The sequence below is a fragment of the Chitinophaga sp. 30R24 genome, from assembly GCF_049056765.1.
In the GTDB taxonomy this organism is placed as follows: domain Bacteria; phylum Bacteroidota; class Bacteroidia; order Chitinophagales; family Chitinophagaceae; genus Chitinophaga.
In genome coordinates this window covers 236,567-260,871 of record NZ_JBJGXX010000001.1, presented here as the reverse complement: position 1 = coordinate 260,871, position 24,305 = coordinate 236,567, and the positions used below count along the sequence as shown (strand labels likewise).

The window sequence follows — 24,305 nt, the reverse complement described above, 5'->3', positions numbered from 1 at the left end:
ATATGGAAAAGCTTTACCATATCAGCGAAGATCCGAAAATCAAAATATTTGAACCCCGGCCGGCCTCTTATTACCCGGAACATATTCTCCGGAAAGCGGTATTTGCCATATCCGGGCAATTGCTGCATAACTACCTGCTCCCCAGGGATTGCCCAAGAGTTACTTTCTATGCAGGACCAGGAACTGCAGAAACAGATAAAGCAAGGTTTCTGGGCAACAGTACTGCCGCATATATTGTGGCGGTGGAATCGGCCTGGCTACGGGATATTCAACAAGCCATCATCTATTGCTATGAACTTCCGGCTGATACCTTTTCACTTTTTGACAAATGCGCAGGTTACTATGTATCCCAATTGTCGGTAGTGCCTATATCTGTTCGGCCTATTTATAATGTAATGGAAGAAATGCTTAAAAGAAATGTTGAATTGCGGTTTATGCCATCGATCACAGGGCTGGCAAATGCGGTAAAACAATCCACGTTGAACTTTTCATTGATCAGGATGCAGCATGTAAAAAAAGTATGAGTGCATTAGGGTTGATGCCGTGCTATCAAAATATAAAAACCAACTGAATTTGTTTGTACTTTCTTCCCATATTTAGTGAAATATTCCCTGCTGAAATAAAGCATGGGAATTGAACATCTCTCTATTAGCGATAGTAAAATTTAGCTTTGTGGTATCAGGCTTGAAAGGTTGGCGCCTTTCCGCTTCTTTAAATCTTCGAGGTTGTAGTAGTAATTAAGTCCAACGAGCCCGGTTCCATTCATGGCAGCTCTGGTTTCCCCTATAATACAGCCGTTGTCTAACAATAGAAATCCGCTGTCGTAAGTCATATCAGGATACCATAGAATATTAGTGATTTTCCGGTTTTTTATGTATCTGGATTTCCTACTGATTGATATGGTTCCATTGTTAGTAGCGGTTTCATCTGTTAGATCAGGAATGATCGTTACTGCCTCTTTTTCCAGCTCCTTTTCCCAAATATGCGGAGTTTTCCCGGATGGAATATCAACGATGATACTATTGTCTAATTCAATAAAGCATTCGCCTCTATCGAGTCCGTAGTTCTCGTATGCTATAATGCCATAGATATTAGTAATACGTTTTCCGATAAGATGTTTGAGTTCCATGTTGGGGTAGTTAAGTACTTCATCATTATCTGATAAATTCAATTTCTTCTCATTCGTTTAACGGCAATATCAATATACCATGCAGGGTTGCCGACAGTCATAAAGATAAAATATTGTAGTGCAACTATACTTCTGTAAACAGCAGAACGCCTTCCATTCCGGAAGGCGTTCTGCACTAAATATTGTTCTATACAAACGGATCTCTTAGAAGTTGGTGTTGATGATCAGTGTGTTTCTGTCAGCAGCAGCAAAGTCCATAGGGATAATACCAAATCTACCGTGTGTGTTGTTGTTGAAATAGGTATTGAGCTGTGGATTGATAGCATTAGAAACAGTAGTAATGCTAGGGATGCTGAAGATCAGTGATTTGTAACCGCTGGTAAAGTTAATGTACAATACAGATGGGTTACCGTTTTTAGCTTCTGTAAACAGGTTGGTGATACCATTCCATTTACCGTTGTTGTCAGGAACAACATATTGATCCTGTACACGTACAGTGCTGTTAGGATTGTTCATAGTGAAGGTAGTATTGTCTGCCCAGTTAGTGGCTTCGATACCTTTAGGTGTGTTGGAAGCACCAAATCTTCTTACCAGTACAATTTTACCTCTTACCTGACCTAAAGTAGGAACGGTATTGTCTAAATACCATTTAGAAGGTTGTTGTTGTGTGTAAGTGTCAAAAGTTTGTTCGAAAGAACGGGTGTTGTTGGTAGGATCGTATTCTTCCTTTACACTCATTACGATGGTTTCAGTTGGATTAGCTGCCAAGAAGTCGTAGCAAGCAGTTAATACATCTGTGAAGTTCATGTTCTGATAAATAGAACCGTGGTGGATAGCAAAAGCGTCTCCAATGTGGCGGCATCTGATATCCAGGAAACGTGTACCTGCATCCAGTTGTTGACGGATAGTAAGATCTTGGCATTTAGCAGTACCTCCAATTGGTTCTACACGTGCGCCGCTGTCGTGAGTGCCGGGAATAGACAGGGTAGTGAGGCTGGTGTTGTCTGCAATGGCGCCCATCCATCCGTTGAGGGATACGCTCAATGCTGCTGTAGCCAGACTGCTTTTTCCTGATTCAATACGGCCGCCATCAATTGGGCTTACCATGTCTTTTTTGCAACCAAATAAGGTCAATGCCGCTAAAGCCAGGCCAAGGGTTTGTTGTTTCATAGTAGAAATATTTATACTATAAAAATACGCATCAAATATTATGATAATTTATGTGCTGGGTGAATTAATGATTAGATAATAATGAGTGATTTTTATCGATTAAATTTTCGTATAGGATAAACCGTTAATACTCTGTGAGTAGCGATGGATAAGCCTGTTGTGTATTACGGAATCTTTACTAAATTATTAAACAATCTTTACGGGATTTTACTATCATCCATGCGAAATAATATGTCCATCCATCATTTCTATGATCCGGTCGCTTTTATGGGCAAAATCATTATCGTGGGTAACAGTAATAATGGTTTTATGTTCTTCTTCTGCCAGCTGCCTGAAAATGTCGAATACTACCGCTGTATTCCGGCTGTCGAGATTACCGGTAGGCTCGTCGCCCATGATGATAGCAGGATTATTGATTAGCGCCCGGGCAATGGCTACACGTTGTTGCTGTCCTCCTGAAATTTTGGAGGCAGGCTTTCTAGCCTGGTCTTCTACGCCCAGCATTTTTAGTTTTTCGTAGGCAGTATATTCAATCTCTTCGCGGGAAAATTTTCCTAGGCGCATGGCGGGTATCATTACGTTCTTTAAACAACTGAAATCCGGCAACAAATAGTGGAACTGGAATACAAAGCCCAGGTGTTCATTCCGGAAGGCAGCCAACGCATTCTGTTTATTCCCGGTTACCGCTTGCCCGTTCAGGTGCAGTGCGCCTTCGTAATTGGTATCCATGGTAGACAGGATGTAGAGCAGGGTAGATTTCCCGCAACCCGACTTCCCTGTAATAGATACGAACTCTCCCTGGCGTACTTCAAAACTGATATTTTCCAACGCCTGGAATTTCTCTGGCGTATAGAAGTATTTATTGATGCTTTCTGCTTTTAATGCGATGTTCATGGATTTAAGATTAGCCACGGATAATTTGTACGGGATCTACTTTAGACGCTTTGGCGGCAGGTATATACCCGGCCATAAAAGCGGTGATCATACCAAACAGGGCGCCCTGCACATAATGCTTTAATTCAAAGGCCACTGGCAGATAAGTAACGCTGCCCAGTCCTATATATATATGCGATACTCCCAGAGAGATCAGCCACCCAAAGAATAGTCCTGTAATGGAACCAATTACACCGATAAATAATGCCTGCCGGATAAAAATACCTGTTACCTGTGCCCCCTGAAATCCAGTAGCTTTAAGAATAGCTATTTCTTTTATCTTCTCATAGATCACCATGTTCAGGATATTATAAATACCAAAACCTGCCACTATCAGGATGGTAATCACTACGGAGTTGGCTATTACATCCCTGATCATTTTCCCGGCCAGCGATTGCTGGTTACTGCTTTGCCAGGTGTCTACCGTATAGCCGGTTTGGGCCTGTATGCTACTGGCAGATATTGCACTTTTGTTATGGTCTTTTATATTGATGTAAATATCTGTGATATAGCTTCTGTCTTTCTGTAACAACTGTTGGGCAATAGGAAGATTGACGTATGTTTTGGTTTCGTCTATACCTTTAACAGTGGTTTTGAAAACACCTGTTATCTGCAGTCTTTTAGATACGCCGTTGGATGCGGTGAGCATCAGGTAATCTCCTTTATTCAGGTTGAGTTTGTCTGATAGCCCTGCTCCGATAATGATTCCCTGGGGATTATCCTGCAGCTCTTTCACGGTGCCGGAAACCATGGTGGAGGTAATATCGAACATTTTGCCCTGTTCCAGGATATTTACGCCATACGCATTACCATTTTCCTGCGCGTTGCCATTGGCGTAGATAACATTAGCGCTCACCTGTTTACTCATTGCCGTGATTTCTGGCCACTGTTGTAGCTGGCGGATCACTCCATCCGGATTATTGATACGGTTGTCGCTATACACCAATTGGGGATTGCTGATCAGGTTAATGGACTGATTGCCGACATATTTATTCAACATGTCATTGGTGCTCATGATATTATCTTTGTACAAACGAAGGTGGGGGGTACTGTTTAGCATAATTTTTTCAGACCAATTGTTGGTACCGGTGATCAGGGAATTCATGAAAATATACATGCTGATACCAAAGGTAACGCCCAACGCGGCTACAATCGTTTGTTTAGGACGCGCTTTCAGGTAGGTAAGCGCAATCTCTGTATTAATCCCTTTTCTCATGATCAGTATGCTTTAATTAATTGATCGGTGGTACTAACGCCCTTCAGCACCTCCACCCAATCGGTGGAAACGATCCCGGTTTGTATGGCAATGGTATCTCTTCGTTTGTCCCGGATCATCACTACTTTGTTATCGGGCCGTAGGCAGGCACGGGGAATTAACAGGGCTTTGTCTTTGTGGGCTACAATGATATTGGCTTGTAGCAGCGTACCGTTAATTAATCCCGGTGGAATACTGTCGAAGGTGGCTTCTACTTTGTAAGACTGACTGGCATCGTCGAACTGTGGATATATTTTAGAGACATTGGCTGTATAGGTGGTGCCTTTCTGAGTATTTAATTCTACTAATACTTTCTGATGTAGCTGTACTTTCGTAATACTGGTTTCGTCGATATTCATTACTACCATCATGTCGGCATTGCCCATGGTGGCTACAGCCTCTCCTTTTTTTACCAGGTCGCCGGCTTTTTTCAGCAGAGAATAAATGGTGTAGTTACCGGGGGAAGAGAGGTTGTAGTAATTGGTGTTGGCAATGGCGGTTTCCTGTTGGCTACGGCTGTTTACCACTGTTTGTTGCAGATTTAATTTGGTGGCGGCGATGTTCTGGGTAATGCCGGCCACATTGTTCACGGCGTTTTCATAGGCCAGCTGGGCATTGTCTACATCTACTTTAGCAACCGAATGGGTAGTATACAGGCGTTGCATCCTTTCGTTTTGTGCTTTGTTGGTTTGCATGGTTTGCTGAGCAGAGATTAACTGCGCCTGTAGTTGCTGTAGCACAGCCGAGTTAGCGGCTGCCTGCTGCTGTGAAATCTGCAGGTTTTCGGTAGCGGCGCGTTGTTGGATCATAGAGGTGGTATTGTCTTGTTTGAAGAGGATCTGCCCGGCTTTTACTTCGTCTCCTTCTGTTACCATTACTTGCCTGATGTAGCCGTCGTAAAACGCGGTGAGTGTAAATTGATGAACAGATTCTATGTGTCCGGGTGCAAATACGGCTTCTGTAACCGGTGCAATGGTGGCAGTGGCATGGTATTCTTTTTTTCCTTTGCAGGAAGTGATGGGCAATAAGGTGAAAATGGCGACAGTTATTTTTGTTTTCATCTGATTAGAATTGTTTTTGGCGGATTTGTAAGTTATAATCCTGAATAAAATAATCGCTCATGTTTTGCAGATATTCGTTTTGATCAGTGATCAGATCTGAAAACACTTTCAGGCGATCGTCCAGAGAAATAATACCTTCATCCAACTGTTGGGCGGCATGTTTGTCGTTGCGTTGGTATAAAGTAAGGATCTTTTTGGCACGCATAAAGGCATCTAAGGAGCTGCGGTAGTTGATCAGGAGATTCTCATTATTGATATCTGCCTGCAATCTGGCATCATCGTATAGTTTTTGTTTGTTACCCAGATCGGTCTTATTTTTTTGTACCTGGTAGTGCCGGGTATTGCCGGAAAAAATGGGTACAGACAGGCGCAGTCCCCAGTATTGCTGGGGCGTAGTATTGCTGTTGTTGAACTTTAAAAAGTTGTTACCCAATATTTGTGTACTGTATTGATAGAAAGCAGACAGCGTGGGGGCATAAGCTGCCTTAGACGATTTCCAGGTATTCTCCGAAAGCTTTAATTGCGTATAGGCCACCCCTACATTGGGATCTTCTGCAAATACAGGGGCCTCTGTGCTTTGTGTTTTTTCTGCCATTTTTTCGGTGATGGCAATACTGTCACGGATATTGAGCAGCAGTTTGAGGTTGTTGAGTTGCACCAGCTTATTCTGTATGGCTACTTCGAGGTTCTTGGCGGCTTTCTGTTTGTTAATCAGGGCGGTGTTCACGGTTACTTCACTGATCAGCCCATCCTTGAACTTATTATTGGAAAGGTCATAAATGATGGAGGTTGTTTTTACATTGTCTTGGGAGAGCTTTTCGGCTTCTTCCAGGAGGATGTAGGAATAATAGGCATTGGCCAGTTTGGTGTACAGGTCCGATTTTGTTTTGGCTATATGCTGTGTGGCCAGTTCATTATTGAGCCTGGCTGCTTTAATATTGAACCAGTCTTGGGTATTGAGCAGATCCATTTGGGCTGCCAGGGCGCCATTATAAATGAATCTGGTGCCAAAGGCTACTGCGGTAAATGTTCCCGGAGGTGCTGCAGGATTAAACAGGGTAGCAGGTATTAAGGTCGACTGTATCTTTATGTTGTCGGTAAAGCCTCCGTTGGCCGTAATGGTGGGTATAATGGCCCCATATGCCTGTTTTACATTGTAGGCGGCTATTAATTTATCCCCGGTGGCTGTTTGAAGTTGGACGCTGTGCTGGTCGGCATAGTGCCATATCTCTTCCAGAGAAGCAAAACTGGTTTGTGCGTGAACAAAGTGGCTGCTTAGGCAAATGCCCAGGAGCAATAAATAATTCTTTTTCATAAATGATGGGAAGCGGTATTAGTTGTCATTCATCAAAATTTATTGGATAGGCAAAATTGATGGTTGGCAGTGCCATAAATAAAAGAAATCTATGTTAAGCAGGCAAATAATTAAGGGAACCGGGCATTAGGCCCCTTCCAGCCATTGCAGAAATGAGGAAGACTTGGCCTTACTCACTACAATGGCTTCCGGGGTGTTTACGATAAGCTTAACACCCAGTTTACGGGCAAAATACCGCTCTATATTGGCGATGGCGTGCCGGTTAACCAGAAATTGCCGGTTTGCCCTGTAAAATAGCGCCGGATCAAGCATTTTCTCTGTTTCATCGAGCGTGCCGGAAATAAAATATTGTTGATGCGTAAGGGTGGTAACGTTAACCAGTGCTTTATCCAGGTAAAAGAAAGCAATGTCTTTTACTGGTACAGGGATTATTTTTTCTTTTTGATTAACCAGTAAAGCGTTTTTATAATTATATTTTAACTGTTGTAAAAGCGGTTGCAGGGAAGATGGCGATGGGTCTTTGTCAAAAATGGCTTTCAGGGAATGGAATTTATTCAATGCCCTGACCACTTTTTCTCTGGTTACAGGTTTTAATAAGTAGCTCACCGCGTTGGTATCAAAAGCTTCCATCAGGTATTCATCGAAAGCGGTACAAAAGATCACCGGGCTTTTTACTTTCACCTGTTGGAATATCTGGAAACAGATACCATCTGCCAACTGGATGTCGGAAAAAATAAGGTCTGGAGCTGGATTTTCTGTCAGCCATTTGATTGTTTGTTCCACCGAATCCAGGATGGCGGCCACTTTAATATCGGGTTCTGCATCTTCCAGGATGGCGGCCAGTTCCCTGGCAGCTTTGGCCTCATCTTCTATGATCAACACTTGTGTCATACTACAGGTAATTTAACTGTAAATATTTGTGTGTTCTTTTCGATAATCATCTCTTTTCCAAAAAGCAGTTGATAACGCTGCATCACATTATTCAGCCCCGTGCCTGTAGACGTTAATATGGATGCCCGGGGTTGAAAATTATTCTGTACCACCAGATAATTTTTCCCTTCGTTGAAGATATTAATTTTCAGCTTCCGGGAAGTGGCGGCAATATTATGTTTCACGGCATTTTCTATCAATAGTTGCAGGGTGAGCGGAGGGATGCTGCTGGAGAGTAAGTCCTGATCGATGTTAATATTGATGTCGATCGCATTTTCCAGCCTTGTTTTGATGATATACAGGTAAGATTCCACAAAGGTTAGTTCCTGTTTCAGGGTAGCCGTATTCATCTCCTTATACTGCAATACATAACGGTATACATTGGCCAGTTCTGAGATAAATACTTTGGCATTTTCTTCCTGAGTAAGGGTGCTAAGGGTATTTAAGGTATTGAATAGAAAATGTGGGCTTAATTGCTCCTTTAAAGAAGATAAGGATGCTTCCAGATTGGCTTGTTTCAGTTGCGCAATTTCTATGATATGCCGCTGTTTCTCCAACAACACACGCAAGTAATTCACAATCAGGAAAAATAGCCCGCTGATGACAAAGCCCCGGAAAAGTAAGATCTCATCTTTTTTGCCTGGAGGCAGATCCTGGAATAATAATGTTTTATCAGTAATTAAAGAAAATAAGCGGTCGAAGATAAGTTGGCACGCTGCTACGGCTACTACTGCTAATAACGCCATCCCGAAACGCCTAGCACGACTTCCCTGGATGCCCCATTTTTTTCTTTGCTTCAGCAGGAAAATATGTGCTTCCCAACAAAAAAGGCAATAAAGAAAATTATATACAATGGTAACTGCTACGAGGTTCCATGGGATCACATCCAGTTTGAGTAAACGGGAGGAAGTGCCTATAAATGAAATGCCCAGGGAAATAACGCAGCCTACTATCCAGTATTGTTTTTTCACCCTGTAAAAATAACGAATAAAGCAGGCGTGCCGTCGGCCAACCAGGGAAATGGACAAATATGGAGATGAACCCGGCAGAATGTGACCTTTAAAAGAAAGAAATGTGCCGGCTCTTAGAACTAACGTAAGTATATCATCAGCTAAATGAGGTGTTTAAGGCGCATATGGCCCCGGTTTGGCGTAACTCAAAAAGCGCCGTATAAGCGGCGCTTTCTAAGGCTCGGGTAATTCGCCCGGGTATTTTCCCAGGCGCCCGATATCAATCATGGCATAGCAACGTGAGCAGGTTGTACAAGCGGCTTGAAATGGATGTTTTGTAAAAACGGCCGTTCTGCATACTTATAGAATAGCAGTCCCGCGCCTATCCCCAAGGCCATATGTACAAATATGGAAAGATCCGGGTTCCAGAAAAATCCGGTTTTTATGTAAAGTGCTGATAAAAGATAGAAAACGGTATAAAATACCAGGTATATAGCAAATGAGGTATTTCCCAGTAAAAGAAAGAAGCGGTTGTTCCACAGCCGTTGTAATAACGCTTTTTGCTCCAGGAAAATACTTCCGGCTAATACAAAAGCACAGGGAAGCCCCCATAGAAAAGTTCTTTTAAGGTGTTTTTCTGGTGATATCTGAATGCCTGTTTCGGAGATATCACCATACCCATGTAATATATTATAAAGATAACCGGCGAGGCCTAATAGGAGTAAGAGTCCGGCTACGGGCGCAGTTATTTTTACATGGCGGTATAACCAATAGATGATTACGCCAAACAGGAATTCAAGCATAATGGGGTTCAGGTAGAATTGCAGCCTGAAATCTTTAGCATGCAAGAAGTAGCCGCCCAACACTAGGGCTGGAATGATGAGCAACAAAGCCAGTATTTTGTTTTTAACTTTCAGCAGGATAAGCGCGTAAAATAGCAGATAAAACCACCATATAAAACTGAGTGGCCAACCTGTGATCAGGGCGTGGGCCAATTCTTGCTGAGAATTCAGGATAGGGATAATTAGTAGTGTTTCTTTTAGGTTATTCAACAATGCTGTAACGGGATATACTTTGTCGATCAGGCAAAAAGCAACAATATATATGGTAGTGGCGGTATAGTACAATGGATTAATCCTTAAAAAGCGTTTTTTAAGGAACAGCCATCCGTCTCTTTTACCGGTATAGACGTTGGTGGTATAGCAAGTGATAAATCCGGTTATTACAAAGAGAAGATCGATACCAATAGCGCCAAAGTTGGGGAGGTAGTGGAATTTTTGTTGGTGAGAGACAGAAAATGCCATTTGTACGTCTATCGCATATGCATATAAGACTAAAAGTATAGCGATAGCGCGTAAAAATTGTATGCTGTTAATCTTCATAAATGGGATACTGATTGAGGGTAATAATTGTTGTAATGCCGGATTTCAATGGTAATACCAAGTTAATGATCCCTGCTGTAATTACGCCTCAGTCAGTATCCCAAAAATGTTTTAGTAGGAGAGACCCGGTGTTTTGTGGAGAAACGTTTTGTCCGTTAATTGTTTCAGCATAAAATCGGCTACGTCTGCCCGTGATACTTTTACGGCGATATCCGGATCTGTGGCGGCAAATCCATAGCGATACCGGCCGGTAAGTGCACCATCTGTTAAATTCCCAGGTCGTACAATCACCCAATCGAGGGAGCTGTTTTTTATAAATTGTTCTTGCAGTGCATGGTCGGCAAATCCCTTTTTTAATAGCAGTGGCACAATGATACGTTTAAAAATAAACGGTGTTCTGCGCAGGGTGGCTTTACTATCGCCATATCCAAGAGACGTTTGGCAGATAAAGCGTTTAATACCTGTTTTTTCCATGGCACGGATAATATGGTGGGTGCCGGTAGACCTTACTGTGCCGGTTTTGCTGGCTGGCCTGCCAAGGGCAGATAATACGGCGTCGTGCCCAGGCATTACTTTTTCAACACTTTTGTAATCCATTACATCGCCTTGTATAATAGTAAGCCGCGGGTGCTGTATGGTCATCTTCACAGGAGTGCGTACAAAGGCGGTAATGGTATGTCCTTGCTGTAGCGCCTGTGCAACCAGCTGCTGCCCTGTGCCGCCGGTAGCGCCGAAAATAAGTAGTTGCATCATCATCGAAATTTTATGACCCAAAATTAGGAGGATGCGGCGCCCGGAAATAGAACAAAACCGACAAAGGATTATTTCGTGATGAGTGGGAAATTAGCTACTACTTCATTTGATTTTTTCTGATACTGGTTGGGAGAAAAACCGGCGAATTCTTTAAATACGCGGATATAATGCGATTGGTCTGCGTAATCGTTTTCAAAGGCGATATCCGACAATTTATTATAATGGCTGTTCCTCAGTTGCGTAAGCGAATGTTGGAACCGGCAAATACGGGAAAATAATTTGGGGGAGATGCCTACTCCTTGTTTAAACCTGCGCTCAAAACTTCTTTCGGTGACTTGTAACTGCTGCTGTAATGTTTTTAAGGCAATACTTCCTTTCGACGCCATGATCTCAGATAAGGCGAGTTGTGTAAGTGGATCTGCAGTGTGGCAGTTCTTTTGCAGTTGCCGTCCCAGGAAGGTGGCGATTACTCCTATTTTGGCAGTTAAAGAAGTAGCATGCGCTAATTGTACAGATAGTTGAAATGTTTTGCTGTAAGGCAACGTATCGAGGTCCATGCAGGCATCCGTCAACTCATCGGCAGGTAAGCCAAATACTGTTTTCAACGCATGCGGGTAACAACAAACGCCTATGGTGCAGATTGTGCCTATTAATTGCAGTTCTGTATAACGGGTGGTTTGGCCGTAAAGCAATAGATCCGGTAACTGTTTGTCTTCCTGATAAAAGGTACCTTTATCTGACTGTTGGAAAATTAACCCCGGACAGCCATCAGCCACTGGCCCAAATACCTGCGGTAGCGGGTTCGGCCCATCGCTTTCCAATGTCCAGAAATATCTGACATGGTGCTGGAGGTATGCCGGTGGTGGTATTTCCTGATATCTCATTTTACCCGTTGTGGATGAAGTGGAAAGGTAAGATTTTTTGCCGAGTATGATGATCTACTAGCCGATGCCTATGACAAAAGGATGTTGTTGTTTTGATGTCACGTATGGATAAACACTGGAACAAACCTTAGCCCAACTTAAATCTTAGTGCTGCGTTGACCTGTTTTTCCGCTCCGTATATCCGGTGTCCTTGTTTGTCTGTTTCGGTTATAGTCTGGCAGCTTACCAGATGACTTTGTTCACCGTGGCCCAGTTGCGGGTGGTGCAGGGAATGCCCAGTTTTTTTTCCAGTTTTATAATCACATCGAGCGGCTTTTTTTCCAGTTTTTTATTGATCATCGTATATACTTCACGTTTACCCAGGTATAGCGTTTCCGCATTGGACTGTAATTCGCTGATCACTTTTTCCGCTTGGGAGGTGGGTGTAGAAAGAAACGTAATATATATCTGGCGTTCCTTGTCTGGTATAACTCCAGGGAAAGGCGATTGTTGGACCACGGTTTCCAGTGCTGATACCGACCGGATAATAGTGGGTACTTCAAAGCCATAAGCGGCCTGTAACAGCTTTTCTATTTTATGGGCCAAGGTAGTATCATTGCTGTTGGCAGAGGAAAACATAACATTCCCGCTTTGAATATAAGTAGTTACCTCTTTGAAGCCCGCAGTTTCCAATTGCTGGCGCAGATCTTCCATTTTAATGGTTCTTTTTCCAACATTAACGGCCCTGAGGAAAGCAACATACTTGGTCATATAGTGTCGGTTTTGCTGTGTGGATTTTTATTGCGGTACCAGGCGGCGGTAATTACCAAACCATAAAATATCCCGCCTAGGGCAGTGGCGAGGTAATCTAACCGTTTTGTATCAATATGATGGAAATATTCATTTGCCCATAGTATAACCGCACTCAACAGGGCTGTTATTAACCAGAAGCGGATTTTTTGCCGCTTCTCTATAGGCCGATGGTTGGAGGTCATTGGTATTTTCATGAAAAAATAAAAGAGGATCAGTAGTCCAACAAGGGAGGTAAGATATTGCATGAGGTACCACATTGGCATAGGGTGCTGAAAAACGGTGATGTTTTGCTGCAATGCCGGTATCTGGCATACAAACCAACCACCCTCATGGGTAAACCCGTCCAGGAAAAAGTGGGTGAGTACCCCCAGTAGCATGGAAAATATAGTGATGAGATAGTGTTTCCGGAAGTAACGGTTCCAATTAAACGGGCGGAACAGTTGTAGCCTGTTGCCGGCCCATGTGGGGAGATAACTTATTAACACTGGTTTTACCAGCTGATGATACAGAAAGGCCAGTAACAGGGCTAACGGAATATCATATACGAAAATCCCCCACCAGGTATGTCCATCACTGAAATAGGGATTTAGGAAGACGAAGTAAAAGAAATCTGGTACCATGCTGCCAATGATTAGCCCGGTAGCAGAAAAGTATTTACGGAACGAGTAGGTGAACGGGAGTACAATAGCGGCATGTGAAATAGTAAACGGCATCTTCTTATGGTTATGGTTATAAATTTAATTTATTTATAATAATGAGGGCTTTTAAAGAAATGTTAAGGTTAAAATCGTCCACCATTTCCGGCAAAATGTCCAACATTTTTTAATGTTACAACATGTACTTTTATTGGGTTCTTAGAAAACAAAAAACAATGCGCTATGACTAACTGGAAAATTGATGAATCACACAGCGAGATAGGATTCAAAGTTAAACATCTTATGATTACAAATGTGAGTGGTTATTTTACTCGTTTCACCGGAAGTATTCAAACAGACAGTGACGATTTTCATGATGCCACTATTTCTTTTGAAGCCGCTGCAGATAGCATCGACACCCAAAACAAACAAAGGGATGAGCATTTACGCAATGGTGATTTTTTCGATGCTGCCACCCATCCCAAAATCAGTTTCGTGTCTAAAAAAGTACGCAAAATCGACGAAGAGAAGTACAAATTGCTGGGCGATCTGACAATTAAGGGGGAAACACATCCCATTGAGCTGGATGTAGTGCATTCCGGCGTTACTATTGACCCTTATGGCCAAACTAAGGCAGGATTTGCTTTAAAAGGCCGTCTTCACCGTGCCGACTATGGCCTGCGTTGGAATGCCTCCACAGAAGCAGGTGGTATCGTGCTCAGCGATGAAGTGAAGCTGAATATGGAGATCCAACTGGTAAAAGAGAATTAAGCAATAGATATACTGGTATTATAGCGGGTAATCCGGCTGAATTGTGCCCGGAATATCCGCTATAGTAGTTTTATGCCTGGTCCTTTCGTTATCTTTGTGCTTTCCAACAGCAGCACATGAAATTTGAACAATATAATATCTCTTCTGAAATAAAGGAAAGTCTGGAAGAAATGGGCTTTAAAAAGCCAACAGATATACAATTCAAAGCCATTCCTTCTATTTTAAAGGGAGACGATGTAATGGCCATCGCCCAAACTGGTACGGGCAAAACAGCCGCTTTTGCCATTCCTATTCTGCATCGTTTGCAGCAACAGGACCGTAAATACCGGAAAAGTCCATATGAAGTAAAATGCTTGGTAATGGTACCTACCCGGGAGCTGGCTATCCAGATTGCGGAAGTGTTTCAGTCGATTGCTCAATATACTGAACTACGGATACTGGCGCTGGTAGGTGGTGTAGAACAGGCGCCCCAGATTAAAATGTTGGAAAAGGGCGTAGATGTGCTGATCGCTACACCCGGACGGATGTTTGACCAGATCAACCAGGGGCATATAGATCTGAGCCAGGTAAAAACCCTGGTGCTGGATGAGGCCGACCACATGTTGGATCTTGGGTTTATCCGGGATATCCGGGATGTGATTAAACATATTCCCCGCGAACATCAAACCCTCTTCTTTTCTGCGACGCTCAACAAGGATATTAAAGACCTGGCTTATTCTGTAGTAAATAATCCTATCCGTATCCAGATTTCTCCTAAAGATCCGGTATCCAAAAATGTAAGCCATGCAGTGGCCTACGTGGAAATGGATGATAAACGCTTTTTTCTGGAAAGGTTGATCAAGGAATTTCCTGAAAGTAAAATATTGGTATTTGTACGTACAAAGGTCCGTGCAGAGCGTGTAGTGGCTGCTATGGCCCGTGTGGGTATCCAGTCACTAAGTATGCACGGGGGCAAGGAACAAGACGATCGCCTCAGTGTAATGGACGAGTTCAAAAAAGGGGAGATCAAGGTATTGGTTACTACCGATGTGAATGCACGTGGTATTGATATCCCCAATGTAGACTATGTGGTTAATTACGATTTGCCGGATGTGCCGGAAAACTACGTACACCGTGTAGGTCGTACCGGCCGTGGTGTACAGAAAGGACAGGCTGTTTCTTTCTGCAGTACGGAAGAAAAACCTGTGCTGGAAGAGATACAGCGGTTCCTGGGTAAGGAGGTTAGTGAGATGAAGATCGATAAAAATGATTATCGCGAAACGATCAGCTTTTCAGAAGACGTTCCGAACGATAACTGGCAGCTGCTGTTAGATGAACATAACAAAGAACTGGCAGCGCTGAAAAAGAAGGGCAAGAAAAGTGGGGGCAGTGAAAAGAAGAAAAAGAAATAAAGTAATTATTTATATAGTTCAAAGGCTATTTCATAACAGGAATAGCCTTTTTTATGACGTTTCCTGCCCGGGAATACTAACAATTGTATCTAATAAAGCAGCCCCGCATTAGCGGGGCTGCCCTCAAACACTATTCTAAATCTCTAAATCTATAAACTATTGCTTTACGGCTTCTACGTTCACGGTGATATCTACAGTAGGCGCTACTGCATACACGCCGGAAGGTAATTTATCTGCATACTTAACGCCAAAATCAAGACGGTTGATAGTGGTTTTAGCAGTGAAGCCTGCTCTTCTCAGACCCCATGGATCTTTAATTACACCATTGTAGGTAACGTCGAAGGTTACACGTTTGGTAGTGTTGCGGATAGTCAGGTCTGCCAGCAGTTTGTATTGGTCACCGGAAACTTTTTTCAAGGAAACACTTTTCAGCGTCATAGTAGGATAAGTAGCTGCATCAAAAAAGTCATCGGATTTCAGATGGCCATCACGTTGATCAACACCGGTAGAAATGCTGTTTACATCTACAGTGAAATCTATTTTAGCATCCTGGAAGTTGGTGCTGTCGGCGGTTTCAATGGTGCCGTTAAATTTGTTGAAGTGGCCTTGTATATAACTCAGGCCAAGGTGTTTTACGCCAAAGATAACGCTGGTGTGTGCTGGATCTACATTCCATTTTACCTGTGCGAAAGAAGCCACGCTGGCCAGTGCCAGGATAGCGGTGAAGAGGAAACCTTTTTTCATGATTGTTGTATTAACGGTTTTATTTAGCTAATTGACGATCTATAGACCAGCGTCCGGCGCCCTTAAATAACGATGCCACGCAGATACCGATTATCAGGAGGGGGTATTCAAAACCTTCGCAACCTGATTGCCTGCCGGGGCAAAAAATCAATCCCGAAGTTTATCCAGGAGATTGCTTAATAAAGCAGCTTCTTCCTTCGTGATTTTTTTAGCCATGGTATAATGATTGGCTTCTATTATAGGATCCAGTTCATTCAGCAGTACCAGGCCTTTTTCGGTAATCTCAATCTCTACTTTTCGGCGGTTGGAATCGCATTGTTTGCGGGTTAGCAGGCTTTTTAAACGTAATTTTTCTACTAACCTGGTGGCATTGCTCATCTTATCCATCATGCGCTCCTGTATATCCAGCAGGTTCAACGGCTGAGGTTTGCTCCCGCGGAGTATCCTTAATACGTTGTACTGCTGACTGGACAGGTCATATTTTTTCAGCGTATGATTGGTGAGCACCTCAAGCCAACTACCAGTAAATATGATATTCAGCATGGCTTTCTGGTACTCATCTTTGAATCTCAGCTGTTTTAATTCCTCTTCCAGTTTCATAATTACACTTACAACTATTGTCTATACAACAAATGTAGTCGTATTTTTCTTTTTGTCAAATTTTTTGAGAAAAAGAGGAGAGAAGGCATCAGGGATCAGAAAAGAAATAGGCTGGGAGCCGTATATACGGCTATAACAATTACAGTATAAATACCGCGATTATCTCCTGTAATCCGGGCAGTATTTTACTGCCCGGATTTGTGCGGCAAACGCTAAAAGAGGAACACATAAAAATGATTATGCTGATAAGTATTTTTCCCGGATAATATTTAAGTGATGTTGCTGATGACCAACGATGATAAATCCAAGTCCCAATACAGACATTTCGTTTTTCCAGCTGATGCCGGTGCGGAGCAGCGCTTCTTCTGTGAAGCTATTAAACAGCGCGAGAGTAGCCCGGCGAACGGCGATCAGTTCATCCAATACTTCGGTCACACTTCTGTGGTCTACAGGCGCATTGGCTGCATAGATATCCTGGTCCATGGTTGGTGGCACCTGGTGGTCTTTGCGTGCAAATAGCATGGCCCGGTAGGTAAATACGCGTTCAGTATCAGTAATGTGTTGTAATACGTTTTTGACGGTCCATTTTCCGGGGGCATAGGCATAGTTGCCTAAGGGCTCCAACTGTTGGGTATTTAATGTGAGCAGGTCTGTTAGGGATCGTTCCAGTAAAGCTTTCAGCTCAACATCTGGTAGCGGGGAAATATAACGGTGATAATACCCCGGATCGGGATGAATAGCATTTTTTTTCATGAACGGAAATTGTAAAAAGAAAATGGCGTATATCTATGCCATGTTGACAATGCGTCAACACGGCATAGGTTTATGCTTTTTTAACTTTGGAATAAATGTAGTTCATTCCTAAGGCGGCAATGCAAATGAACAAGCCAAAGAATTCCCTTGTTTCTTCAATCCAGGGTTTGGTGGCCTTCATGGTTTCTGCCAGGTTTTCTGCGTGATGTTTGGTAAACCAGTCTTCTACGCCATTCTGATCAAAAAATTTGTAGGTGGCATATGCGAGGTATATCAGCATACCGGCAACGTACCATTTGCGGTAAAACTTTCTTTTTGCAGCGAGCCAGCAAAAGAGGGCAGCATAAAGATAGATAGGCATCCATACATAAGGATCAGGATCATTGTACTGTAAGCCTGCAAATAAAATAAACATCAGGCAGAGAACAATATTCAAAAATTTCATGACGCAAAAATTAGGGTTTAAACATACATAAAAGAATTTCAAAAGTATATTTCCGGGCTTATTTTCTTCTTGGGGGCATCTATATATTGGCGGTAATGCTGGTCGCAGCACCTTTCCATCCGGTTGTATACTATTTATTGTAATTAAACATAATGTGTTTAATGGTAATTCCTGATCTGCGTTTATTTATCCGTGTAAGAGCAACTAATTAAACTTTGTGTATCCTGGATAGTCCATAAAAGGGAAAAAAGTGCATTGTTAGTATAAGGTAGGGAACTAGAAAAGTATGCGAAAATAGTAGCGTTACCAGACTATCACCAACCAGACCTGAAAGAGTATCAGTCGGTTATAATATGAACGTGTAATTTTCAGTGTTAAACGCAACGTAAAAATCAGTTGTTTATTTGGAATAAAAGCAGAAATATGTATCTTACAGCCCGTATTGCGTAGCGGTACATATATTTTAGTTTTATACTAGGTTACAGCTTATAGAGAGGACATAAAATAAGCATTATGTTGATCTTTAATGTACATTTGATTTAGACCATCGTTTTTCCCACTATACACCTTATTGCACCGAGTTTTATCGTCAGAAACATGGTGATGGAAGATATCCTGATGCATAATCAGGTTTTAGAATGGCGGAAGGAGAGGCAGTAATGCCTCTCTTTTATTATCTATATCCCCAGCATTCAACTTTTATGTAAATGGTTCGATATTGATTTTTTACCATCTATCATAAAAAATCAATAGAATTCTGAAAATACCATTAATAGAGGTTAATTTTATTCTGAAATATGTATTATTGGTTTTAAACAGGATATGTCAGTGGCTGAATTTGTATACGACCAGGATAAAGTGAGCCAGTTGCTTGGAAAGATTATCAGGAATAACGGTAGCGAACGTGCAAATACCTGGCTGCAACAACGTTTGCAGGTCCAACAAGAAACCGGTGCAATTCCACAGTTCAATCAGACTTTTACAGCTATTCCACGTTTCACAGGAAAAGAAATCATCAAACTCTTACCGGAAGAAAGTGAACAGTTGCAACAATTGTTGCCTTCACTATTCGTATATGGTTGGACGTTAGATAGGCTTTCGAGGGTATGGTGGTTGCTTCAATTGCCGGTTACCGATAAGTCCTTGTATATAGGCACGCTGGAAAATCTGTTTAATGCGGCAGAAATGAACGAATTAGCTGCCTTGTACAGCGCCTTGCCGCTATTGCCATGGCCGGAAGAATGGGTAGCCCGCACTTCCGAAGGGATCAGGTCTAATATTGGTATTGTACAGGAAGCAATTATGCTGCAAAATGCTTACCCGGCACAATACCTTCCCGAACCAGCCTGGAACCAGCTAGTGATGAAAGCCATCTTTACGGATAAACCACTTCATCTTATCATAGGGCTAGACGAACGCGCCAATGTTGCATTGGCTAATATCCTGACGGATTTTGCCCACGAAAGATGGGCAGCGGGAAGAACAGCAGATTCTATGCAGTGGCGGTTGCTGGTGAAGTTTGTGGATGAAGGGAACTTTGCAGACATTACCCGTATCTGGCATTCGCTGAACAGTGTAGAGCATGCGGCGGCGGCAATGGTATGCGCACAGTGTAATTATGTACCCGCCAAAGCTTTGCTGGCACAATCGCCTGCCATAGCAGCAGATATACAGGAAGGACGGCTTTCCTGGGAAACAATTGCCGACAGCATTAAAAAATAATTTATCACCTGAAAATTGAGTTGATATGTGCGGAATTCATGACTTAACAGAAAAAGACCTTCAGCCATTAACATTAGTCCCTGCTTATCTTGATAAAATAAAAGGCATGCGTTTTTTTGATCCGCATGTACATATGACCTCCCGTACTACAGACGATTATCAGGCAATGGCCGATGCCGGGGTAGTGGCTATTATTGAACCTGCCTTTTGGTTAGGGCAGCCAAGAACAGGAATAGATTCTTTCCGCGATTATTTTAGCAGCCTATTGGGGTGGGAACGTTTTCGTTCTTCCCAGTTTGGCATTAAACATTATTGCACAATTGGCCTCAATTCAAAAGAAGCTAATAATGAAAAACTCGCGGAAGCTGTTATGGAGATCCTGCCGCAGTTTATTTATAAGGAAGGTGTAGTAGGTGTAGGGGAAATCGGATTTGATGACCAAACCCCCCTGGAAGAGAAATATTACCGTGCTCAATTGGAGCTGGCTAAAGAAGCCGGTTTGCCCGTACAGATCCATACCCCCCACCGCGATAAGAAGAAAGGTACCCAGCGTAGTATGGATATTGCATTGGAACATGGCCTGCCTCCTCACATGATCATTGTAGACCACAACAACGAAGAAACGGTAAAAGAAGTACTTGACCGTGGTTTCTGGGCAGCATTTACCATCTATCCCTTTACTAAAATGGGGAATGAGCGCATGGTAGAAGTTGTGAAACAGTATGGCAGTGAGCGTATTATGATAAATTCAGCGGCAGACTGGGGGATTAGTGATCCGTTGGCCGTTCCTAAAACCGCTGCTTTAATGCACGAAAGTGGTATTGACTTGAATGACATTCATTTGGTAACTTACACCAATGCTGTTAAAGCCTTTGCACAGAGCGGACAAATCAATGAAGCAGATTTTGATTTGGCTGGAAATATAGACCAGCGCGAGAAATTTAATGGAAGTTCTGTACTGCGTGGAGGACAACAGCCTCGAATTGATAAAAATACGACCATCATCCGGTAAAGGCCAAACAGGTTCATTCCTGCTGGCAATGAACCATGAAAACCTATTTACACGGTGAATTATATTGTTAGCAAATTGATTGGATATCTTCGCTTGATGCGACCAGCCAATATTATTACTGCTGTTGCAGATATATTGGCTGGTGTAGCCATCTCAGGTTATTTTATAAATGTAGCACTCCATACCGATGCACTGGATCTCTGCCTGCCGGTAGTTTGTCTTTGCCTGTCTACTATTGGGTTATACGGGGGAGGCGTTGTGTTTAACGACGTATTCGATGCGGCCCTGGATAGTACCGAACGTCCGGAAAGGCCTATCCCCAGTGGTGTTATTTCTAAATCACAAGCCATTATATTAGGTACTTACCTGCTCCTGGTAGGTATATTGGCTGCTTTCGCCGTAGGACGGATAACCGGTTATGCCGGCTGGCTTTCTATCAGCGTTGCTGTTAGTGCTCTTATATATGATAAATGGGGAAAACATCATGCTTTTCTGGGTCCTATTAACATGGGCTTGTGCCGCGGGCTAAACCTGCTGCTAGGTATCAGCATCGTTCCGGACGCTTTATATACTTATTGGTGGATGGGTATTATCCCTATTGTATATATCGCTGCGGTGACCAACATCAGCAGGGGAGAAGTACATGGGGGCAGCGTAAGAAGTTTGCGCTTCACTGCTGTCTGTTATGCCGCTGTTTATATCACCATGGCCGTTTTGGCCTGGTTGCACCACCACTTGTTTACTGCATTGCCCTTCATCCTGCTTTTTGCAGTAATGATCAACCGCCCATTGTTCAAAGCTATGAACGATCCTTCCGGACCTAATATTGGGAAGGCAGTGAAAGGTGGCATCATTGCGCTGGTTGTCATGAATGCCGCCTGGGCAGCCGCATTCGCAACACTGCCCTTTGCGCTTGCCGTATTGTTGCTGTTACCACTGTCTATAGTATTAGGTAAGTTATTTGCTGTAACATGATGCTGGCAGCTGGCAGTTTGCAATTCCTCGTTTGATGGTTTCCTGTACCAGGTGCTAAGGGCCGCGTATAACTACGCAATCCGTAAAATCAATGGTTTCTACTGTAGGTAACACCAGATAAAACAGATTTCTTTGCCATAAAAATAATCCAGCTGGCTAACCCCAAAAAGTAGGCTCCGGTTTCCGGGGCCTTATTCTTTGTAAAAAAAACATTTTTTCTATGTACTTTTAAAGGCTATAGTTTTTTTAAGTCAGATGATGCGGAATTAGCCATGGAATATATTCAACAAAATTTCAATGTCAACTTCTCTTACGGAGTTTTCTTCAGCAGTAATTTATTTGATCCTGCAAATACCACTTTAGCTTCTTTTCTGGAGTCTAATGCAGCTGAAACCTATGTTAAAAAATTGCTGGTCATTCTTGATGGTGGCGTAGCGGCGCACCACCCGCAGCTTACCCAACAGATCAGTGCTTATTTACAACAGGTGCGCGGTTTTCAGCTGGCGCCGGAAATTATTACCATCAGCGGTGGAGAGAGCGTAAAGAATGATCTCCCTTTGCTTTTTAGTTTGGTAGACGCTATTGATAAGTATGGTATCGACCGCCACTCCTACGTTATCGGGATAGGAGGAGGTTCTTTGCTGGACCTGGTTGGATTTGCTGCCGCAATTTCCCACCGGGGCGTAAAGCATATCCGGATACCTACAACCGTGTTATCGCAAAACGATTCAGGCGTAGGGGTTAAAAATGGTGTAAATTATAAAGGGAAGAAAAACTTTTTGGGTTCTTTTGCACCACCAGCGGCTGTATTTAACGACTCTATATTTTTAACCACCCTTGATCCGCGTGATTGGCGCTCAGGCATGGCAGAAGCGGTGAAAGTGGCATTGATTAAAGATGCCGCCTTCTTTAAACGTATTGAAGATACAGCCATAGCCATTACAGCCGGAGATATGCCTGCCATGGAAGAACTGATTTATCGTTGCGCAGCATTACATATACAACATATTGGCGGCGCCGGAGATCCATTCGAAAGCGGTTCCAGCCGCCCGCTAGACTTTGGCCACTGGAGCGCCCATAAACTGGAACAGCTAACCAATTTTACATTGCGCCATGGGGAAGCAGTTGCAATTGGTATTGCATTGGATAGCGTATATTCGTTCCTGTTAGGATGGCTTCCCGAAGCAGATATGCAACGTATCCTTACCACGTTAAAAAATATGCAGTTGCCTATATGGCATCCTTTACTGGAAATGCAGGCAGAACAGCCTTCTCCGGTGATTGTAGGACTGGAGGAATTCCGGGAGCACCTCGGCGGCCGGTTAACGATATCCTTGTTGCGTGCCATTGGTAAAGGAGAGGAAGTCCATCACATGGACCTTTCCCTGTTATACCAGGCAGTAGATATCTGCAAAAACAATCAATAACAATGAAAATAGCTAACGGACATCTTTCATATTGTACAAATATCCATCCCGGTGAAACCTGGACGGATCATTTTGCACAGCTTAAAAAATATATACCAGCCGTTAAGCAGCAGGTATCTCCCGACCAGCCATTTGGCATTGGTTTGCGTTTGGCCAATGTTGCCAGTCTGGAGCTGAGTAAGGAAGAAAACCTGAAAGATTTTCAGCAGTGGTTGGAAGCAGAAAACTGCTATGTATTTACGATGAATGGCTTTCCCTATGGCGGTTTTCACCATGTGGTAGTGAAAGATCAGGTACATGCACCCGACTGGACTACTGCCGACCGTGTAGCCTATACGATCCGTTTGTTCAGGATATTGGCAGCGCTATTGCCTCCCGGTTTAGAAGGAGGTATTTCTACTAATCCATTGGGATATAAATACTGGTGCAATCAAAATGAGGCAGAACAGCACGCCTATACGGAAAGTGCTACTTTGAATATGTTGCCGGTACTGGAACAACTGGTACGGATACACCGTAGCGGCGGTCCTTTAATGCACCTGGATATAGAACCGGAGCCAGATGGTGTGATGGAAAACACCAGCGAGTATATCCACTGGTATTTCAACCATTTATTACGCCTGGGCGTTCCTTTTATCAAAGATAAATTTGAGGTAGATAACGACGAAGCTGCTGTTATCATTAAAGCGCATATCCAGTTATGTTATGATGTTTGTCATTTTGCACTGGTATATGAATCGCCCCGCCAGGTATTGGAACGTTTGCAGCATCATGGCCTTAAAGTGGGTAAGCTGCAGATCAGCGCGGCATTGAAAGCTTCCCTGCCGGCAGATGTAGACGCCCGTAAAGAAGTGATCGAGGCATTCCGGAAGTTTAATGAACCTGTTTACTTGCATCAGGTAATTGCTAAAAAGCAGGATGGTTCGTATATCCATTACCCGGATTTGCCAGAAGCGTTGGCCGATGAACATAATCAGGATGTAATAGAATGGCGTTCGCATTTTCACGTGCCGGTGTTTCTGGAGCGTTTTGGCGTATTAGCGTCTACCCAGGAAGACATTAAAGCCGTGCTGGCCCTGCAAAAAGAGCAGCCCTTTACCGCGCATATGGAAGCCGAAACGTATACCTGGGATGTATTGCCACCTGCATTGAAACAAGAAATGTCGTTGTCTGTTTCCAGAGAACTGGAATGGATTCTGGGAGCCAGCCGTTAACAGATAATGGTGGCTAACAGCTACTTGGAATTGTCCATATGTAATTATAGCTTTATGCCGGA

At 43.1% G+C, this 24,305-nt stretch carries 24 protein-coding genes and 1 pseudogene; 8 read left to right on the top strand and 17 right to left on the bottom strand.

Going from position 1 to position 24,305, the window contains the following annotated elements; translation table 11 throughout:
- Positions 1-2: 2 nt before the first annotated feature.
- Positions 3-524, top strand: a complete 522-nt coding sequence (locus ACDQ55_RS01125; protein ID WP_420979177.1) for a DUF6886 family protein — start codon at positions 3-5, stop codon at positions 522-524.
- Positions 525-664: 140 nt separating this feature from the next.
- Here ACDQ55_RS01125 and ACDQ55_RS01120 read toward each other — a convergent pair whose 3' ends face one another.
- The 13 genes from ACDQ55_RS01120 to ACDQ55_RS01060 form a co-directional block, all read right to left on the bottom strand.
- Complete coding sequence (locus tag ACDQ55_RS01120) at positions 665-1,129, bottom strand: hypothetical protein (protein WP_420979176.1); 465 nt, start codon at positions 1,127-1,129, stop codon at positions 665-667.
- A gap of 204 nt (positions 1,130-1,333) precedes the next feature.
- Positions 1,334-2,299 carry a phosphatidylinositol-specific phospholipase C gene (locus ACDQ55_RS01115; RefSeq protein ID WP_420979175.1) on the bottom strand — a complete coding sequence of 322 codons (966 nt, stop codon included), beginning with the start codon at positions 2,297-2,299 and terminating at the stop codon, positions 1,334-1,336.
- A gap of 213 nt (positions 2,300-2,512) precedes the next feature.
- Positions 2,513-3,193: an ABC transporter ATP-binding protein gene (locus ACDQ55_RS01110; protein WP_420979174.1), complete on the bottom strand. Its 681-nt coding sequence runs from the start codon at positions 3,191-3,193 to the stop codon at positions 2,513-2,515.
- Between the two features lie 10 nt (positions 3,194-3,203).
- A complete protein-coding gene (locus ACDQ55_RS01105) occupies positions 3,204-4,448 on the bottom strand; it encodes an ABC transporter permease (protein WP_420979173.1) in 1,245 nt (414 codons plus the stop codon).
- Between the two features lie 2 nt (positions 4,449-4,450).
- On the bottom strand, positions 4,451-5,548 hold the full coding sequence (locus ACDQ55_RS01100) for an efflux RND transporter periplasmic adaptor subunit (protein WP_420979172.1): 1,098 nt from the start codon (positions 5,546-5,548) through the stop codon (positions 4,451-4,453).
- 4 nt (positions 5,549-5,552) lie between these two features.
- Positions 5,553-6,863 carry a TolC family protein gene (locus ACDQ55_RS01095; RefSeq protein WP_420979171.1) on the bottom strand — a complete coding sequence of 437 codons (1,311 nt, stop codon included), beginning with the start codon at positions 6,861-6,863 and terminating at the stop codon, positions 5,553-5,555.
- A 126-nt stretch (positions 6,864-6,989) separates the two neighbouring features.
- Positions 6,990-7,754, bottom strand: a complete 765-nt coding sequence (locus ACDQ55_RS01090) for a LytR/AlgR family response regulator transcription factor (RefSeq protein ID WP_420979169.1) — start codon at positions 7,752-7,754, stop codon at positions 6,990-6,992.
- Entirely contained in the window at positions 7,751-8,764 is a 1,014-nt protein-coding gene (locus ACDQ55_RS01085; protein ID WP_420979168.1) for a sensor histidine kinase, read from the bottom strand. The genes ACDQ55_RS01090 and ACDQ55_RS01085 overlap by 4 nt, the downstream gene beginning before the upstream one ends.
- Positions 8,765-9,027: 263 nt before the next feature.
- Positions 9,028-10,125, bottom strand: a complete 1,098-nt coding sequence (locus tag ACDQ55_RS01080; protein ID WP_420979167.1) for an acyltransferase family protein — start codon at positions 10,123-10,125, stop codon at positions 9,028-9,030.
- A gap of 111 nt (positions 10,126-10,236) precedes the next feature.
- Positions 10,237-10,881, bottom strand: coding sequence for an NAD(P)-dependent oxidoreductase (locus ACDQ55_RS01075; protein WP_420979166.1), 645 nt, complete (start codon positions 10,879-10,881; stop codon positions 10,237-10,239).
- 65 nt (positions 10,882-10,946) lie between these two features.
- Positions 10,947-11,762 (bottom strand): DUF6597 domain-containing transcriptional factor, encoded by an 816-nt coding sequence (locus tag ACDQ55_RS01070; protein ID WP_420979164.1) that lies wholly within the window; start codon positions 11,760-11,762, stop codon positions 10,947-10,949.
- Positions 11,763-11,984: 222 nt separating this feature from the next.
- Positions 11,985-12,512 (bottom strand): DUF1697 domain-containing protein, encoded by a 528-nt coding sequence (locus tag ACDQ55_RS01065; RefSeq protein ID WP_420979163.1) that lies wholly within the window; start codon positions 12,510-12,512, stop codon positions 11,985-11,987.
- On the bottom strand, positions 12,509-13,267 hold the full coding sequence (locus tag ACDQ55_RS01060) for a DUF4184 family protein (protein ID WP_420979161.1): 759 nt from the start codon (positions 13,265-13,267) through the stop codon (positions 12,509-12,511). Before ACDQ55_RS01060 ends, ACDQ55_RS01065 begins: the two co-directional genes overlap by 4 nt.
- Before the next feature lie 165 nt (positions 13,268-13,432).
- Between ACDQ55_RS01060 and ACDQ55_RS01055 the strand changes: the two genes are divergently transcribed.
- Complete coding sequence (locus ACDQ55_RS01055; RefSeq protein WP_420979160.1) at positions 13,433-13,960, top strand: YceI family protein; 528 nt, start codon at positions 13,433-13,435, stop codon at positions 13,958-13,960.
- A 116-nt stretch (positions 13,961-14,076) separates the two neighbouring features.
- A complete protein-coding gene (locus tag ACDQ55_RS01050; protein WP_420979159.1) occupies positions 14,077-15,351 on the top strand; it encodes a DEAD/DEAH box helicase in 1,275 nt (424 codons plus the stop codon).
- A 156-nt stretch (positions 15,352-15,507) separates the two neighbouring features.
- Here the strand turns inward: ACDQ55_RS01050 and ACDQ55_RS01045 are convergent, their stop codons facing one another.
- The 4 genes from ACDQ55_RS01045 to ACDQ55_RS01030 all read right to left on the bottom strand — a co-directional run bounded on the left by ACDQ55_RS01045 (position 15,508) and on the right by ACDQ55_RS01030 (position 17,893).
- Positions 15,508-16,095, bottom strand: coding sequence for a YceI family protein (locus tag ACDQ55_RS01045; protein WP_420979157.1), 588 nt, complete (start codon positions 16,093-16,095; stop codon positions 15,508-15,510).
- A gap of 147 nt (positions 16,096-16,242) precedes the next feature.
- Positions 16,243-16,695, bottom strand: coding sequence for a MarR family winged helix-turn-helix transcriptional regulator (locus tag ACDQ55_RS01040; protein ID WP_420979155.1), 453 nt, complete (start codon positions 16,693-16,695; stop codon positions 16,243-16,245).
- A 237-nt stretch (positions 16,696-16,932) separates the two neighbouring features.
- Positions 16,933-17,448 (bottom strand): DinB family protein, encoded by a 516-nt coding sequence (locus ACDQ55_RS01035; protein ID WP_420979154.1) that lies wholly within the window; start codon positions 17,446-17,448, stop codon positions 16,933-16,935.
- A 70-nt stretch (positions 17,449-17,518) separates the two neighbouring features.
- Positions 17,519-17,893, bottom strand: a complete 375-nt coding sequence (locus ACDQ55_RS01030; RefSeq protein ID WP_420979153.1) for a transmembrane 220 family protein — start codon at positions 17,891-17,893, stop codon at positions 17,519-17,521.
- Between the two features lie 822 nt (positions 17,894-18,715).
- Between ACDQ55_RS01030 and ACDQ55_RS01025 the strand changes: the two genes are divergently transcribed.
- From ACDQ55_RS01025 to eboE, 5 genes and pseudogenes are all read left to right on the top strand, one after another.
- Positions 18,716-19,615, top strand: a complete 900-nt coding sequence (locus ACDQ55_RS01025) for an EboA domain-containing protein (RefSeq protein ID WP_420979151.1) — start codon at positions 18,716-18,718, stop codon at positions 19,613-19,615.
- A gap of 25 nt (positions 19,616-19,640) precedes the next feature.
- Entirely contained in the window at positions 19,641-20,627 is a 987-nt protein-coding gene (locus ACDQ55_RS01020) for a TatD family hydrolase (RefSeq protein ID WP_420979150.1), read from the top strand.
- Positions 20,628-20,723: 96 nt separating this feature from the next.
- The gene (gene eboC / locus ACDQ55_RS01015) at positions 20,724-21,602 is read left to right on the top strand and encodes a UbiA-like protein EboC (RefSeq protein ID WP_420979149.1); all 879 of its coding nucleotides are present in this window, start codon (positions 20,724-20,726) and stop codon (positions 21,600-21,602) included.
- A 269-nt stretch (positions 21,603-21,871) separates the two neighbouring features.
- Positions 21,872-23,029 (top strand): annotated as a pseudogene (locus ACDQ55_RS01010) (3-dehydroquinate synthase); the annotation flags it as partial.
- A 2-nt stretch (positions 23,030-23,031) separates the two neighbouring features.
- On the top strand, positions 23,032-24,243 hold the full coding sequence (gene eboE, locus ACDQ55_RS01005) for a metabolite traffic protein EboE (protein ID WP_420979148.1): 1,212 nt from the start codon (positions 23,032-23,034) through the stop codon (positions 24,241-24,243).
- Positions 24,244-24,305 lie beyond the last annotated feature (62 nt).